Annotated in this window: 13 protein-coding genes; 7 read left to right on the top strand and 6 right to left on the bottom strand. The window is 70.2% G+C overall.

The features are described 5' to 3' along the window. The first annotated feature begins 77 nt into the window (after nt 1-77). From ACYQ8L_RS11455 to glgP, 4 genes are read left to right on the top strand one after another with little or no spacing between them, the layout of a single operon-like run. Nucleotides 78-368, top strand: a complete 291-nt coding sequence (locus tag ACYQ8L_RS11455) for a glycogen-binding domain-containing protein (RefSeq protein WP_459941934.1) — start codon at nt 78-80, stop codon at nt 366-368. A gap of 28 nt (nt 369-396) precedes the next feature. Further along, nucleotides 397-1,902, top strand: coding sequence for a glycogen synthase (locus ACYQ8L_RS11460; protein ID WP_459941935.1), 1,506 nt, complete (start codon nt 397-399; stop codon nt 1,900-1,902). Between the two features lie 2 nt (nt 1,903-1,904). After that, complete coding sequence (locus tag ACYQ8L_RS11465) at nt 1,905-3,899, top strand: alpha-amylase family glycosyl hydrolase (RefSeq protein WP_459941936.1); 1,995 nt, start codon at nt 1,905-1,907, stop codon at nt 3,897-3,899. 28 nt (nt 3,900-3,927) lie between these two features. Beyond that, nucleotides 3,928-6,480, top strand: coding sequence for an alpha-glucan family phosphorylase (gene glgP, locus ACYQ8L_RS11470; protein WP_459941937.1), 2,553 nt, complete (start codon nt 3,928-3,930; stop codon nt 6,478-6,480). Between the two features lie 3 nt (nt 6,481-6,483). On the opposite strand, the gene ACYQ8L_RS11475 is transcribed toward glgP, so the two are convergent. The 6 genes from ACYQ8L_RS11475 to ACYQ8L_RS11500 all read right to left on the bottom strand — a co-directional run bounded on the left by ACYQ8L_RS11475 (nt 6,484) and on the right by ACYQ8L_RS11500 (nt 10,968). Beyond that, on the bottom strand, nt 6,484-7,077 hold the full coding sequence (locus ACYQ8L_RS11475) for a PilZ domain-containing protein (protein WP_459941938.1): 594 nt from the start codon (nt 7,075-7,077) through the stop codon (nt 6,484-6,486). A 43-nt stretch (nt 7,078-7,120) separates the two neighbouring features. After that, nucleotides 7,121-8,119 carry a FliM/FliN family flagellar motor switch protein gene (locus ACYQ8L_RS11480; RefSeq protein ID WP_459941939.1) on the bottom strand — a complete coding sequence of 333 codons (999 nt, stop codon included), beginning with the start codon at nt 8,117-8,119 and terminating at the stop codon, nt 7,121-7,123. Nucleotides 8,120-8,130: 11 nt separating this feature from the next. Next, nucleotides 8,131-9,183 carry a flagellar motor switch protein FliM gene (fliM, locus tag ACYQ8L_RS11485; protein ID WP_459941940.1) on the bottom strand — a complete coding sequence of 351 codons (1,053 nt, stop codon included), beginning with the start codon at nt 9,181-9,183 and terminating at the stop codon, nt 8,131-8,133. A 99-nt stretch (nt 9,184-9,282) separates the two neighbouring features. Further along, a complete protein-coding gene (locus ACYQ8L_RS11490; RefSeq protein WP_459941941.1) occupies nt 9,283-10,023 on the bottom strand; it encodes a sigma-70 family RNA polymerase sigma factor in 741 nt (246 codons plus the stop codon). A gap of 163 nt (nt 10,024-10,186) precedes the next feature. Beyond that, entirely contained in the window at nt 10,187-10,528 is a 342-nt protein-coding gene (locus ACYQ8L_RS11495; RefSeq protein WP_459941942.1) for a DVU0524 family FlgM-associated protein, read from the bottom strand. 89 nt (nt 10,529-10,617) lie between these two features. After that, nucleotides 10,618-10,968 (bottom strand): hypothetical protein, encoded by a 351-nt coding sequence (locus ACYQ8L_RS11500; RefSeq protein WP_459941943.1) that lies wholly within the window; start codon nt 10,966-10,968, stop codon nt 10,618-10,620. Nucleotides 10,969-11,157: 189 nt separating this feature from the next. Here ACYQ8L_RS11500 and ACYQ8L_RS11505 point away from each other — a divergent pair, with 189 nt between their 5' ends. From ACYQ8L_RS11505 to ACYQ8L_RS11515, 3 genes are all read left to right on the top strand, one after another. After that, complete coding sequence (locus ACYQ8L_RS11505; protein WP_459941944.1) at nt 11,158-11,427, top strand: hypothetical protein; 270 nt, start codon at nt 11,158-11,160, stop codon at nt 11,425-11,427. Next, the gene (locus tag ACYQ8L_RS11510; protein WP_459941945.1) at nt 11,424-11,912 is read left to right on the top strand and encodes a YaiI/YqxD family protein; all 489 of its coding nucleotides are present in this window, start codon (nt 11,424-11,426) and stop codon (nt 11,910-11,912) included. Before ACYQ8L_RS11505 ends, ACYQ8L_RS11510 begins: the two co-directional genes overlap by 4 nt. Nucleotides 11,913-12,051: 139 nt before the next feature. Further along, nucleotides 12,052-12,864, top strand: coding sequence for an IclR family transcriptional regulator (locus ACYQ8L_RS11515; protein ID WP_459941946.1), 813 nt, complete (start codon nt 12,052-12,054; stop codon nt 12,862-12,864). The last annotated feature ends 674 nt before the right edge of the window (nt 12,865-13,538 follow it).

The raw sequence follows: 13,538 nt of genomic DNA on the forward strand, positions 1-13,538 counted from the left end.
CCGGTGGGGAGGACCGCCGCCCGGGGAGGAAGACCGAGGACCACGGGTATCCATTCCATTGGGAGGAGAAAGAGCTGATGGCAAAGAAAACCCGGAGTAAAACGGGACGGCGAAGGGTTCGGTTCTCGTTTCGGGCCGAACCCGGGAGCCGGGTCTGCGTGGCCGGGACCTTCAACGGCTGGGACCCGGACAAGACCGTGTTGCGGGACCGCACCGGCCAGGGGGAGTACGTCCGGCAGGTGCTTCTCGAACCCGGCCGGTACGAGTACAAGTTCGTCGTGAACGGGGTGTGGTGCGTAGATCCCGAGAACCCCCACTGGGTTCCCAACGAGTTCGGCACGTTGAACAGCGTGCTGGATCTGCGATGATCGGGCCGGCCAAGCCCGGGGGTGAGGGATGAGGCGGCGAAAGCCCCGGATCCTCATCGTGACCCCGGAGATCACGTATCTTCCGGAGGGCATGGGAAACCTGTCGAACCGCCTGACCGCCAAGGCCGGGGGACTGGCCGACGTGTCGGCCTCCCTGGTGGCGGCGCTCTTCGATCTGGGGGCCGATGTGCACGTGGCCCTGCCCCACTACCGGCAGCTCTTCCACATCGACATCGGTCGGTTCATCAGCGAGGAGCTTCGGACGTACCTCAGCAAGCTGCCGGAGGACCGGGTCCACCTGGCCGAGGACCGCATCTTCTACTACCGGGACTCGGTGTACAGCGATTACCAGACCGAGAACCTGAAGCTCGCCCTCGTGTTCCAGCGGGAGGTGATCAACAACATCCTGCCCCGGGTGCGGCCCGACCTCGTGCACTGCAACGACTGGATGACCGGGCTCGTGCCGGCCCACGCCCGGCGGCTCGGGATCCCGAGCCTGTTCACCGTGCACAACATCCACACCCGGGAGGCCACCCTGGCCCAGATCGAGGACCTGGGGATCGACGCGGCCGAGTTCTGGATGAACCTCTACTACGTCCGGATGCCGGGGTCCTACGAGGAGACCCGGAACTCGATCCCGGTGGACCTCCTGACGAGCGGGATCTTCGCCTCCCACTTCATCAACACGGTGAGCCCAACGTTCCTGCGGGAGATCGTGGAGGGGCGGCACGACTTCGTCCCCGACCCCGTCCGCCGGGAGATCCGCGCCAAGTACGACGCCGGGTGCGCCGAGGGCATCCTGAACGCACCGGACCCCACGTACAACCCGGTGCGGGACGAGGCGTTGGTGTCCCGGTACGGGCCCGAACGCCACCCCGACGGGAAGCGGGAGAACAAGCTCGCGTTCCAGCGCACCCTGGGCCTCGAGGTGAACCCCGACGTGCCGCTTTTCTTCTGGCCCTCGCGCCTCGACCCGGTGCAGAAGGGATGCGACCTTCTGGCCCACGTGCTCTACGAGATCGTATCGGCCTACTGGCACGACGGGCTACAGGTGGCCTTCGTGGCCAACGGGCCCTACGCCCGGGTGTTCTCCGACATCGTCGCCTTCCACGGGCTTCAGGGCCGGGTGGCCGTGCACCCCTTCCGGGAGGACCTCTCCCGGCTCGGGTACGCCGCGGCCGACTTCGTCCTGATGCCGTCGAAGTTCGAGCCCTGCGGACTCCCCCAGATGGTCGGCATGATTTACGGCGCCCTGCCCGTGGTCCACGACACCGGTGGACTCCACGACACCGTGGAGCCCCTCGACCCGGCCCGGGGCCAAGGCAACGGGTTCCGGTTCGAGGTGTACGACCCGCCGGGGCTCCGGTGGGCGGTCGACCGGGCCATGGACTTTTACCGGCTGCCCCCCGCCGTGCGGTTCCGGGAGGTGCGGCGGATCATGGCCGAGGCCGCCGGCCGGTTCACCCACTCGGAGACGGCCAGGCGCTACATCGAGCTCTACGAGCGGATGCTGGCCCGTCCCCTGGTGGGGTAGCCATGGCGGTTCGCCGGTTTCCCTGGGGGGACCCCCTCCTCGAGCCCTACCGCGACGCGATCGAGGCCCGGCGAGAGCGCATCCGCCGGTGGGAGCGCCGCCTGACCCGCGGTCGGACGCGGCTGGCCGATTTCGCGAGCGGCCACGAGTATTTCGGGCTCCACCGGACCCCGGAAGGTTGGCGGTTCGCCGAGTGGGCGCCCGCGGCCGAGGCCATCTACCTCGTGGGCGACGCCACCGGGTGGCGGGAGGACGAACGCTACCGGCTCCGTCGGCTCGACGCCCACGGCCGGTGGGAACTCACCCTTCCGGCCGACGGACTCGCCCACGGCCAGCATTACAAGCTCAAGGTGTACTGGCCCGGGGGTTCGGGGGAGCGGATCCCGGCCTGGGCCCGGCGGGTGGTCCAGGACCCGGAGACCCGGCTGTTCAGCGCCCAGGTGTGGGCCCCGGCCGAGCCCTACCGGTGGCGGCACGAGGCCCCTCCGGCCCGGGAGGCCCCCCTCATCTACGAGGCCCACGTGGGCATGGCCCAGGAACGGGAGGGCATCGGCACCTACGCCGAGTTCCGCGACCACGTCCTGCCGCGCATCGTTCGTCTCGGGTACAACACCGTGCAGCTCATGGCCGTGGCCGAGCACCCCTACTACGGGTCGTTCGGGTACCACGTGTCGAGCTTTTTCGCGGCCTCGAGCCGGTTCGGGACCCCGGAGGATCTGAAATCCCTCGTGGACGAGGCCCACCGCCTGGGGCTTCGGGTGATCATGGACCTGGTGCACTCCCATGCCGTGAAAAACGAGAACGAGGGCCTCGGCCGGTTCGACGGCACCCGGTACCAGTACTTCCACGACGGGCCCCGGGGCGAGCATCCGGTGTGGGACTCGCTGCTGTTCGACTACGGCAAGCCCGAGGTTCTTCACTTCCTGTTGTCGAACTGCCGCTTCTGGCTCGACGAGTACCGGGTGGACGGGTTTCGGTTCGACGGGGTCACGAGCATGCTCTACCTCCACCACGGCCTGGGCCACGCGTTCGGGTCCTATGGGGAGTACTTCGGGCCGGACGTGGACGAGGACGCGTACGCCTATCTGGCCCTGGCGAACCGGGTGATCCACCAGGTGCGGCCCGACGCGATCACGGTGGCCGAGGACGTGAGCGGCATGCCGGGCCTTTGCGCCCCGGTGGGGCAGGGCGGGGCGGGGTTCGGCTACCGCCTGGCCATGGGGGTGCCGGACTGCTGGTTCCGGTTGGTGCGGGAGGTGCCCGACGAGGCCTGGGACCTGGGTTGGCTCTGGCACGAGCTCAACAACCGCCGGCCCGAGGAGCGGGTGGTGAGCTACGCCGAGAGCCACGACCAGGCGCTGGTGGGGGGGAAGAGCCTGATTTTCGAGTTGATCGACGCGGCCATGTACGACCACATGCACCGGTCGCAGGCGAACCTGGCGGTGGAACGGGGCGTGGCCCTTCACAAGATGATCCGGCTGGCCACCCTGGCCACGGCCGGGCACGGGTACCTGACCTTCATGGGCAACGAGTTCGGCCACCCCGAGTGGGTGGACTTTCCCCGCGAGGGGAACGCCTGGTCGTACCGGCACGCCCGCCGGCAGTGGAGCCTGGCCGACGACCCCGATCTTCGCTACCACGGGCTGGGGGAGTTCGACCGGGCCATGATCGCCCTGGCCCGGGACGAGGGGTTCCTGGGCCGGGACGAGCCCCGGCTCCTGGCGCTCCGGGCCGAGGACAAGGTGCTCGCCTGGGCCCGGGGGCGGTGCTACTTCCTGTTCAACTTCCACCCCACCCGGTCGGTGGCGGAGTACCCGGTCGAGGTGCCGCCGGGGGCCTACGACCTCGTTTTGGACACCGACGAGCCCCAGTTCGCCGGGCCGGGCCGGGTGGCCCCGGGGCAGCGGTTCCTGACCCACCCGCTCCCGGGGGGGCACCTGGGCATCCGGGTCTACCTGCCGAGCCGGTGCGCCCTGGTGCTCCGCCGGAACCCCTGACGCGTTTTCACGAGAAAGGACCTATCCCATGCAGATCCGAACCTTCTCGGTGCTCCCGCGGCTTCCGGAGCGGCTCGCCCCGCTCCTGGAGATCGCCCAGAACCTCTGGTGGGTGTGGAACCCCGAGGCCGTGGACCTCTTTCGCCGCATCGACCACGACCTGTGGTCGTCCGCGGGCCACAACCCCGTGGCCCTGCTGGGGCAGGTGGACCAGGCGCGCCTCGAGACGCTGGCGAAGGACCCCGTGTTCCTGGCCCACATGGACCGGGTGGCCCAGGCCCTGGGGCGGTACCTCACCATGCCCACCTGGGCCTCCCAGGCGCACCCGGAGTTCGGGGACGCGCGGATCGCCTACTTTTCCATGGAGTTCGGCATCCACGAGTGCCTGCCCATCTATGCCGGCGGGCTCGGGGTGCTGGCCGGCGACCACCTGAAGAGCGCAAGCGAGTTGGGGCTCCCCTTCGTGGGGGTGGGGCTTTTGTACCGCCAGGGGTACTTCCACCAGTACCTGACCCACGACGGGTGGCAACAGGAGGTCTACCCGGAAAACGACGTGTACAACATGCCGCTTCGGCCGGTGCGCGACGCCGACGGCGCGCCCGTGGAGGTGGAGGTGCGCGTCTCGGGCCGGCCCGTCCGGATCCGGGCCTGGCGGGCCCAGGTGGGCCGGATCCCCCTCTACCTCCTCGACACGAACCTCGAGGCCAACGCCCCGGCCGACCGGGCCATCACCTACCAGCTCTACGCCCCCGGAGCCGGGATGCGGATCCGCCAGGAGATCGTGCTGGGGGTGGGGGGGGTGCGGCTCCTCCAGGCGCTCGGCATTGAGCCCGCGGTGTGCCACATGAACGAGGGCCACTCCGCGTTCCTGGGGCTGGAGCGGATCCGCCAGGTCATGGAGCGCACCGGACTTTCGTTTCCCGAGGCCCTGGAGGCCGTGCGGGTGGGAAGCGTGTTCACCACCCACACCCCGGTGCCGGCCGGGATCGACCTCTTCGCCCCGGCGGAGCTCGAGGAGCATCTGGGGGACTATCTGCGGGAATCGGGGATCGGGGTGGGAGACCTCCTGGCCCTCGGCCGGGAGCGGCCGGACGATCCGAACGCGCCCCTTTCCATGGCCGTCTTGGCCCTTCGGCTAAGCGGCCACCGGAACGGGGTGAGCCGGCTCCACGGCCGGGTGTCGCGGCGCATGTGGGCCGGGGTGTGGCCGGGAATCCCCGAGGAGGAGGTGCCGATCGGCCACGTCACGAACGGCATCCACGTGCGCAGCTGGCTCTCCGACGAGATGGCCCGGCTGTTCGACCGGTATCTGGGGCCGTCGTGGGTGGATGAGCCCCTCAACCAGGCCATGTGGAAGCGGGTCCACGACATCCCCGACAACGAGCTCTGGCGGGCCCAGGAGCGGCTCAAGGAGCGTCTCGTGGGGTTCGTGCGCCGCCGGCTGCGCACCCAGCTGGAGCGCCGGGGCGCCCGGCCCGACGAGCTGCGGGCGGCCGAGGAGGTGCTCGACCCCGAGGCCCTCACGATCGGGTTCGCCCGCCGGTTTGCCACCTACAAGCGGGCGATTCTCCTGTTTCGGGACCCCGAGCGGCTTGCGAAGATCCTCAACCACGCGGACCGGCCCGTGCAGATCATCTTTGCGGGCAAGGCCCACCCGGCGGACAACGAGGGCAAGACGTTCATCCAGCAGATCGTGCACCACTGCCGGGACAAGGCGTTCCGGCACCGGGTCGTGTTCCTCGAGGACTACGACGTGAACCTGGCCCGGTACCTGGTGCAGGGCTGCGACGTGTGGCTCAACACCCCCCGCCGGCCCTTGGAGGCCTGCGGCACGAGCGGCATGAAGGTGGTGCCGAACGGGGGCCTGCACCTGAGCGTGCTCGACGGCTGGTGGGACGAGGCCTACGACGGCGAGGTGGGATGGGCCATCGGCCACGGCGAGGAGTACGACGACCCCGAGGTCCAGGACCGGGTCGAGAGCCTGGACCTCTACGACCTCCTGGAGAACGAGGTGGTGCCCCTGTATTACACCCGGGGCGACGACGGGCTGCCCCGGGGGTGGATCCGGAAGGTGAAGACGGCCATGGAGCGGCTCACCCCGGTGTTCAACACGAACCGGATGGTGCGGGAGTACACCGAAAAGTACTACCTGCCGGCCCTCGGGCTCTGGAAGCGGTTCGCCCAGAGCAACTACCAGGCGGCCCGGGCCCTGGCCCGGTGGAAGGCCCGGGTACGAGAGGCGTGGTCGGGGGTCCGGGTGGCCGAGGTGCGGGCCGAGGAAGGGGACGAGCGCCGGGTGGGCGAGGAGTTCCCCCTGCGGTGCCTGGTGTACCTAAACGGGCTCTCCCCGGACGACGTGCAGGTGGAGGTCTACTACGGGCCCCTGGACCCGGCGGGCCGGATCGCGCAACCCGGGCGCCGCACCCTGCGGTCCGAGGGGCGCCGGGAGGACGGGGGGTTCGAGTTTGCGGGCGAGATCCCCTGCGAGCGCACGGGCCGGTACGGCTACGTGGTGCGGGTGCTCCCCCACCACCCCAACCTCACAAGCCCCTGGGACCTGGGGCTCGTGGTGTGGGGGTGAGGCTCAAGGCCGAAGGCCCTTTTGCAGGAGCTCCCTCTGGCCCTGGACGATGAACCGGGCGAGCCGGCCCTCGACCCGGGCGGCCAGGGGCGCGAACCGCAGCCGGACCCGGCCGGGAAAGGGGGCCGTCCTCGGGTCGGGCCGGGCCTCAAGGACGAGGGCCGGAACCGGGCCCAGAATCTCGGCGGGGCCGAGCCGGATCCAGAGCCGCAGCTCGGTTCCGGGTGCGGGGAGCGGGGGGGCGGCCGAGAGCCGGGCCCCGCCCACGCTGAGGTCCAGCACCACGCAGGGGCGCCGGTCGGTCCCCTCTGCCACGGTCCATTCGGCTTTGAGGGTGCACGCCAAGCGGTAGGCCGACCGGCGGTTGATCCGCTCGACCCCGCCGCCTTCGATCCGCAGCACCCACCGGTCTCCCGCCCCGACGGCCAGCCGGCCGGCCACCCGAAGCACGCCCCCCGTGCCGGGAACCCGAAACTCGGCCGGTGCCCCGCCGCGCGCCACGGTGGGAGGGGGGGAGGCCAGGGGGACGAGGACCACCCGGTCGGGTGCCACATCGAGGCAAACGGCTTCGAGGGGGGAGTCGGCGCCGATCCGCAAGAACCCGCGGGCCTGGATCGCGTCCAGGGCCCAGGGGGGCAGGTCAGGACGGCCCGAGCTTGCGGATCCGCTCGGTCGGCGACTCAATTTCGGTGATGCGAAGGGCGAAGTGATCGGAGCTCACCACCACGAGCTCCCCCTTGGCGAGCACCCGGTTGTTGACCACGAGCTCCACCGGGGCCTCGGTGTCCTTGTCCAGATCGATGATCGACCCGGGCCGAAGGCGCTGGATGTCCTTCAGGGGCATCTCGGCCTCGCCGAGCCGGACCGTGGCCTCGACCTCCAGGTCCAGGATGAGGTCGATGTTGCGGATGTCGGGGGGCGCGGCCGGCTCCGCCCCGCCCCCCGCGAACGGGGACCCCGACGAGCCCGAAACCGCCGAGGGCTGCGGGACCTCGTCCTCCTCTTCCCGCAAGACCTTCGCCATCTCCCGGGCCACCCCCACCGGGAGGAGGACCCGAAGGGGGGTTTCGAGCACCCCGTCCACCTTGATCGTGCCCACCCCCAGGAAGGCCTGACCCCAGGGAAGCACCTCGGTCAGGGTTTTCGCCTCCACGGCCTCGATCGTCGGCGGGGCAAACCCCACGTCGCGGCCCAGGGTGGCCGACAGGGTCGGGGCGCCGCTCCCGGCGATCTGGGTGAGGGCTTCCTTGAGGGCGTCGAGGTCGGCCTCCTCGAGGGCCTCCTTCTCCTTCCCCTCGCCCCCGAGAATGAGGTCCGCGAGCATCGAGGCCTCCCGGTGCCGCAGGAGGAACGCGAGCTCCCCGTCGAACCCCGACCGGAACGGGAACCGGGCGAGGAGCCCTTTGTCGCCCGCCAGATCCTCCAGGTTCACCACCTGGCCGATGCCCTCGGTCACGGTGGCGGGCCGGGCCAGGAGGGAGGCCAGGGCCGAGTTGGCCGAGGCGAAGAACACCCGGATGGCCCGCTCCACCTCCTCGACCTCGGAGGGGCTCAGGTCGGAGGCGGGCGCCTCCCCCAGGTCGTCGGCCGCGGCGCTCAGCAGGCGGTCGATCTCGTCTTGGCTCAGGATGTCGGACATCGTTCCTCCCGCTACCCGGTGCCGGCCCCGAGGGCCTGGAATTCGTCCCCGGCGTCCGGGGTCGGCTCGGGTTCCTCGTCGCGGATGACGCTTTCGATGCGCACGGCCTTGCGGCCCTTGCGGGCCCCGTAGAGGCCCCGGAATTTGGGGAGTTGCGCTACCGAAACCGTGACCTGCTGGTGGAGGTCGGCGCCCAGGGGCAAGAGGTCGCCCTCCTTGAGCCCCAGGATCTGCCGGATCGTGAGCCGCTTTCGGCAAAGGTCGGCCTGGAGCCGCACCACGGCCCGGGCGATCACCTCGTCGAGCCGCCGGTAGTCGGCCTCGGTCATCCGGGTGGTGATGTCGGTCTGGTGCTCCTGGCGGAGCTCCACCGCGAAGGGCTCCAGGTAGATCGCCGGGATGCACAGGTTCATCATGCCCGAGGTCTGGCCCACCTTCACCTCGAACACGATCACCACCACGATCTCGTTGGGGGCTACGATCTGCACGAGCTGGGGGCTCGTTTCCCGCCGGTCGAGGACGAACCGGGTCTCTCCGATGGTGCGCCAGGCGTCCTGGAGGTCCCGGAGGGCCATGTCGATGAACCCCTCGATCAGGGCCTGCTCGATGGGGGTGATCTCCCGGTTCATCGTGGGGGTTTCCGACGATCCCCCCATGAGCTTCTCGATCACGGCGAACACCAGCGTGGGGTTCACCTCGAAGGCCAGGGTGCCGCCCTGGGGGGCGATCTTGACCACGTTGATGCAGGTGGTCTCCGGGAGGCTCATCAGGAACTCGGCGTACGAGAGCTGATCCACGCTCAGGAGCACGATGTCCGAGATGGTCCGCAGGTACGCCGAGAGATCCAGGGCGAGGTTCCGGGCGTAGCGCTCGTGCAGGAAGTGGAGGCTCTGGAGGACGTTCTTGGAGATGCGGTTCGGCCGCTTGAAATCATACCGGCTCGCCCGCTTGCGGTACCGGGTGGGGGCCGGCTTGGCCGCCGGTTCCGCCGGCGCCGCTTCCTGCTGGAGCGGGATGCTCTGGAGGAGGGCGTTCACCTCTTCCTGACTCAGAAGCTCCGACACGATCGTCCTCGCGGGTACGGTGCGAAACCGGAACGAAACGAACCCGTTCCCCTCTCCATCGGCAGGTTCGGTGGAAAACGTGAGGGGCGCGGACCCCGGCTACTCCAGGAGGCCTTCCAGGAGTCCCCGGAGCCGCAGGATCGCGGCCGAATGGAGCTGGCTCACCCGGGACTCCGTCACCCCCAGGATCTTCCCCACCTCCTTCATCGTGAGCTCGTTGAAGTAGTAGAGCTTGAGGACCATCCCCTCCTTTTCCGGGAGTTCGTCGATCTTCCGGGCCAGGATGTCCCGGACCTCCTGCTTGCGCAGGAGTTCGAAGGGGCTCTTCTCGGGCTCGTCGGGGATGTACTCCCCGAGCTCCCGGGCCTCCTCGTCGTCCTCCACGTCGCCCCCGGGGCGGTTCAGCGACAGGAGCGAAAGCCCCCGGGCCTTGTAGAGGAGGTCGTTGAACTCGTCCATGGAGATGCCCATGGCCGCCGCGGCCTCCTCGTGGGTGGCGGGCCGCTGGAGCTGCTGCTCCAGTTCATGGAACACCCGGGCGAGCTCCCGCTCCTTGCGGCGCATGGACCGGGGCGCCCAGTCCTGCTGCCGCAGATAGTCCAGCATGGCCCCGCGGATCCGGAACTCCGCGTAGGTCTTGAACTTGACCCCCCGGTCGGGCACGAACTTGTCGATGGCGTCGATGAGGCCGATGACCCCGGTGTTGATGAGGTCGTCGAGTTCGATGGATGAGGGGAGCCGCGCCGCCATGCGCTCGGCGATGTATTTGACGAGGGGCGCGTACTCCTCGATGAGCTCGTCTCTGGTGGGTTGGGGTTCGGCGGCAGAAATGGCCGACACTCCTTCGGGTTCGAGACGGCTGGGGAAGCGCGGACGGGCAGGAAAAACCGGCGCGTATCCTAACACCCCGTTTTTCGGGGTGTCAACGCGCGCGAGGGCCCGGCCCCCCGGACGCAGGGCGCACGAATCCCCTTCGTCCCCGCAACGGGGAGCGAAGAGGCGGTTAGTCCAGGTAGAGGGCCCGGAGGCGGGCCTCGAGATCCTGGACCGTCACCCGGTCGTCGGCGATCTCGTCCTGGTGCCGGGACACGAGGCGGTCCCGCGTGTCGCGCACCTTGGCCTGGCGGGCGTCCGGATCGAGGTCGGGGTGGTCCCGCTCGACCATCTGCGACGCCAGGGTGCCCACCCACTGGACCTTCTGGGCCGTGGGGCTCAGGTTGACGCGGTCCCCGGACGGGGCGGCGCTCGGCGCCGGCCCTGCCTTGGGCCGCTGAACCTTGCCCAGCCGGTCCTGGCGGGCGTAGGTGCGCAGCACGTTGTGCACCGTGAATTGGGAAATGCCCATGATCCCGTCCCTGGGAAGAGGGTCTGCTCCTTCGTGTTGACGGATCGGCAGGGGGGCGAGGAGTCTTTAGGGGAAACCGGGGATGGGGATCATTTTTTTTGGTAGGCGGATACGGCGCGCCGGGCCGGGGCCCGGGGCGCGGCCCCCGCGGCGGGAAGGAGCTCGTGGCAGCGGCGTTCGGCCTCCACGAGCTCTGCAACCAACGTCTGGACCTCGCGGACGGCCCCGGCGAACGCCGGACGGGCGCGCTCCTCGGCCGATGCCGCCTGGGCCTCCGCCCAGAGCCGGGCGGCCTCCCCGACGAGGTGGTCCTTGCGGGTCAGGAGCTCCACGAGGGGGCCGTAGTCCCCGCGCCGCAGGAGAGCCTCCTGCTCGGCCGTGAGCCGGAGGAGGTCCCGGTAGGCGGCGAGGCAACGCTTCAGGGCGTCCGTGGGGGACAACGTGGGCGGCTCCATGGGGATCGCTTCGCATCGGGAGACGAGGGGGCAAAAAGTCCCTGCGCGCGGGTCGTCATCGGAAATCCGAGTCCTTCGGCGGCGGAGACCGGCGACCGATCCGCCCCCACGAGCTATCGGCTCGAGACTGCGGTAACATTAGCCCCCGCCACTGACACGAGCCGGGAGGTGACCATGGGAATCGACCGATACGACGAGGAACTCCACCCCCGCTGCCCCCCGCTCGGGGGGGAGGTGCCGTTTCGCCACTGCCGACGGGTGAACCGGGGGCTGCCGTGCCACCGCATCGTGGTGTGCTGGGCGGACCGGATCGACATCGGCGCGTTCCTGCGGGAACACTACACCCCCGAGGAGCTCGAGGCCATGAGCCGGCCCCCCGCGTCGCGGCTGGGCGTGATGCTGGAAACCCTCGATCGGGTGCGGAAGGCGAAGGAGAAGGAATGAGCGACCAGGGCGAAACCCCCGTGGTGTATGTGGACGCCGACGGCTGCCCGGTGAAGGACGAGGTGGCCCGGGTGGCCGCCCGGTTCGGCTGGCCGGCCTACTTCGTGAGCGGCCGGCCCACCCGGCTCCCGAGCGACCCCGTGGTGCGTGCGGTGGTGGTGGGGGGCGCGTTCGATGCGGCCGACGACTGGATCGCCGAGCGGGCCGGGCCGGGCACCGTGGTGGTCACGGCCGACATCGCCCTGGCCGCCCGATGCGTGGAGAAGGGCGCCTGGGTCCTGGGGCCCAAGGGGAACCTGTACACGCCCCTGAACATCGGCGAGGCCCTGGCCCGCCGGGAGCTCAACGACCAGCTCCGCCAGATGGGCCTCCAGGGAGGCGGCCCGGCCCCGTTCGAGAAGGCCGACCGCTCCCGGTTCCTCCAGAAGCTCGACGAGGTGCTCCACGCCGTTCGCCGGGGGCTCGCCTCGCCGCCGGCCCGGTAGACGTCCGTTCCTCGCCCGTGGTATTTTGCCTGCCGAAATCAGCTTTCGCTATCCTCCTCAAGAGAGTAGGGGCCGCCTCTCGTCGGTGCCCTTTCCCGAATTCCGTCCTCTGACCTCTGGTCCCTGACACGGAGCGCCCATGCCCAAGCGGTCCCACGAACGCGGGAAGGCCGCGGCCGACGGCCGGTACAATGTGCGGGCCGTGGAGCGGGCCATCGCGATCCTGGACGCCTTTTCCCAAACGCGACCCCGGCTGAGCCTCGACGAGGTGTCCCGGGAGACCGGGCTTTCCAAGCCCACGGCGTTTCGGATCCTGGCCACGCTCCAGTACCACGGGTACGTGGCCCAGGACCCGGCGGACGGGCGCTACCGCCTCGGCGCCCGGGTCTTGGGGCTCGCCCACGCGGCCATCGACTCCCTGAACCTGCGGGACGTGGCCCGGCCCCATCTGGATGCGCTCCGCGACGAGCTGGGGGTCACCGTGCTCCTGGGTGCCCTCATGGACGGCGACCTCGTGTACGTGGACAAGCGGGAGGCCCCCGGGCCCGTGCGGATCGCCTCCGACGTGGGGTGGCGCCGCGACCCTCCTTACTTCGGCATGCTCGGCATGACGCTGCTGGCCTTCCGGCCGGAGGACGAACTGGAACGCCTGCTGGGCACGAAACCGCTGCGGGCCTATACCGACCGCACCATCACCGACCCCGCGGCCTTCCGCGAACGGCTCCGGCAGATCCGGGCCGAGGGCGTGTTGGCCGAGTTCGGCGAGGCCGTGGAAGGGGTGTGGGGGGTGGCCGCCCCGGTGCGGGACGGCTCGGGGGACGTGGTGGCGGCCGTGGGGGTGGCCTTGCCCATGACCGCGGCCGGGCCCGAGCGGGTGGCCGCCGTGAAGGAGCGGGTGCGGGCCTGCGGGGAGGCGATCTCGGCCGACCTGGGCGCGGGGACGCCGGGCTGAGGGTCCCGTGTCGCCGCGAGGCGACGTTTTGGCCGCGGCGGGGAGGGTGGATCGCGGAACGTTTCGCCCTTTGTACTGTAAAATCCAATAGGTACGACTTTGGCACGTCAACTGCAGGACCTCCCGGACCGTTGGGGCGCGTTGCGCCCGTCGGATCGGTTCCCGTTTCCAGGAGGCCTGCAATGAAGCCCTGTTCCTGCCGTTCCCACCGCCTCGTGTTCCTCACCGACCGGTTCGTGTGCCGCTACTGCGGCTGGGTCTGGAGGCTCTCTGGTCCCAGGGGGTGACGCCGAGAGGCGACACTCGGTCGCCGCGGGGCGGCGTCGGCCCGTGCGGACGTGCGAACGCGCGGACGGGGCGTCCCCGTGTCCTACGAATGCTGCTTTCAAGAATATTGCCGTGCGCCGGCGGGGGACTGGCTCCGGCCGGGCGCGAGTGCGACCCCCGATCGCCGCGCCTTGTCGTGCCGCCGTCCACCCGGTGGGCCGGGGCACCGGTGGCGGACGTTCCGGATCTTCCGAAGCGATCCAAGCCTGGTGGGGGCGCGGCGAGGTGAGGGGCCGCACCCGGTTCTCCACCCGCCCCCCCCGCCGCCGCCCCGCAGCAACCCCGGGAATCCGACAATCCTTCCGTTGGTGCGGGTAACCTCCTACCGTCCCAACGTCCCAGCGTCC

The organism is Deferrisoma palaeochoriense (assembly GCF_054656955.1).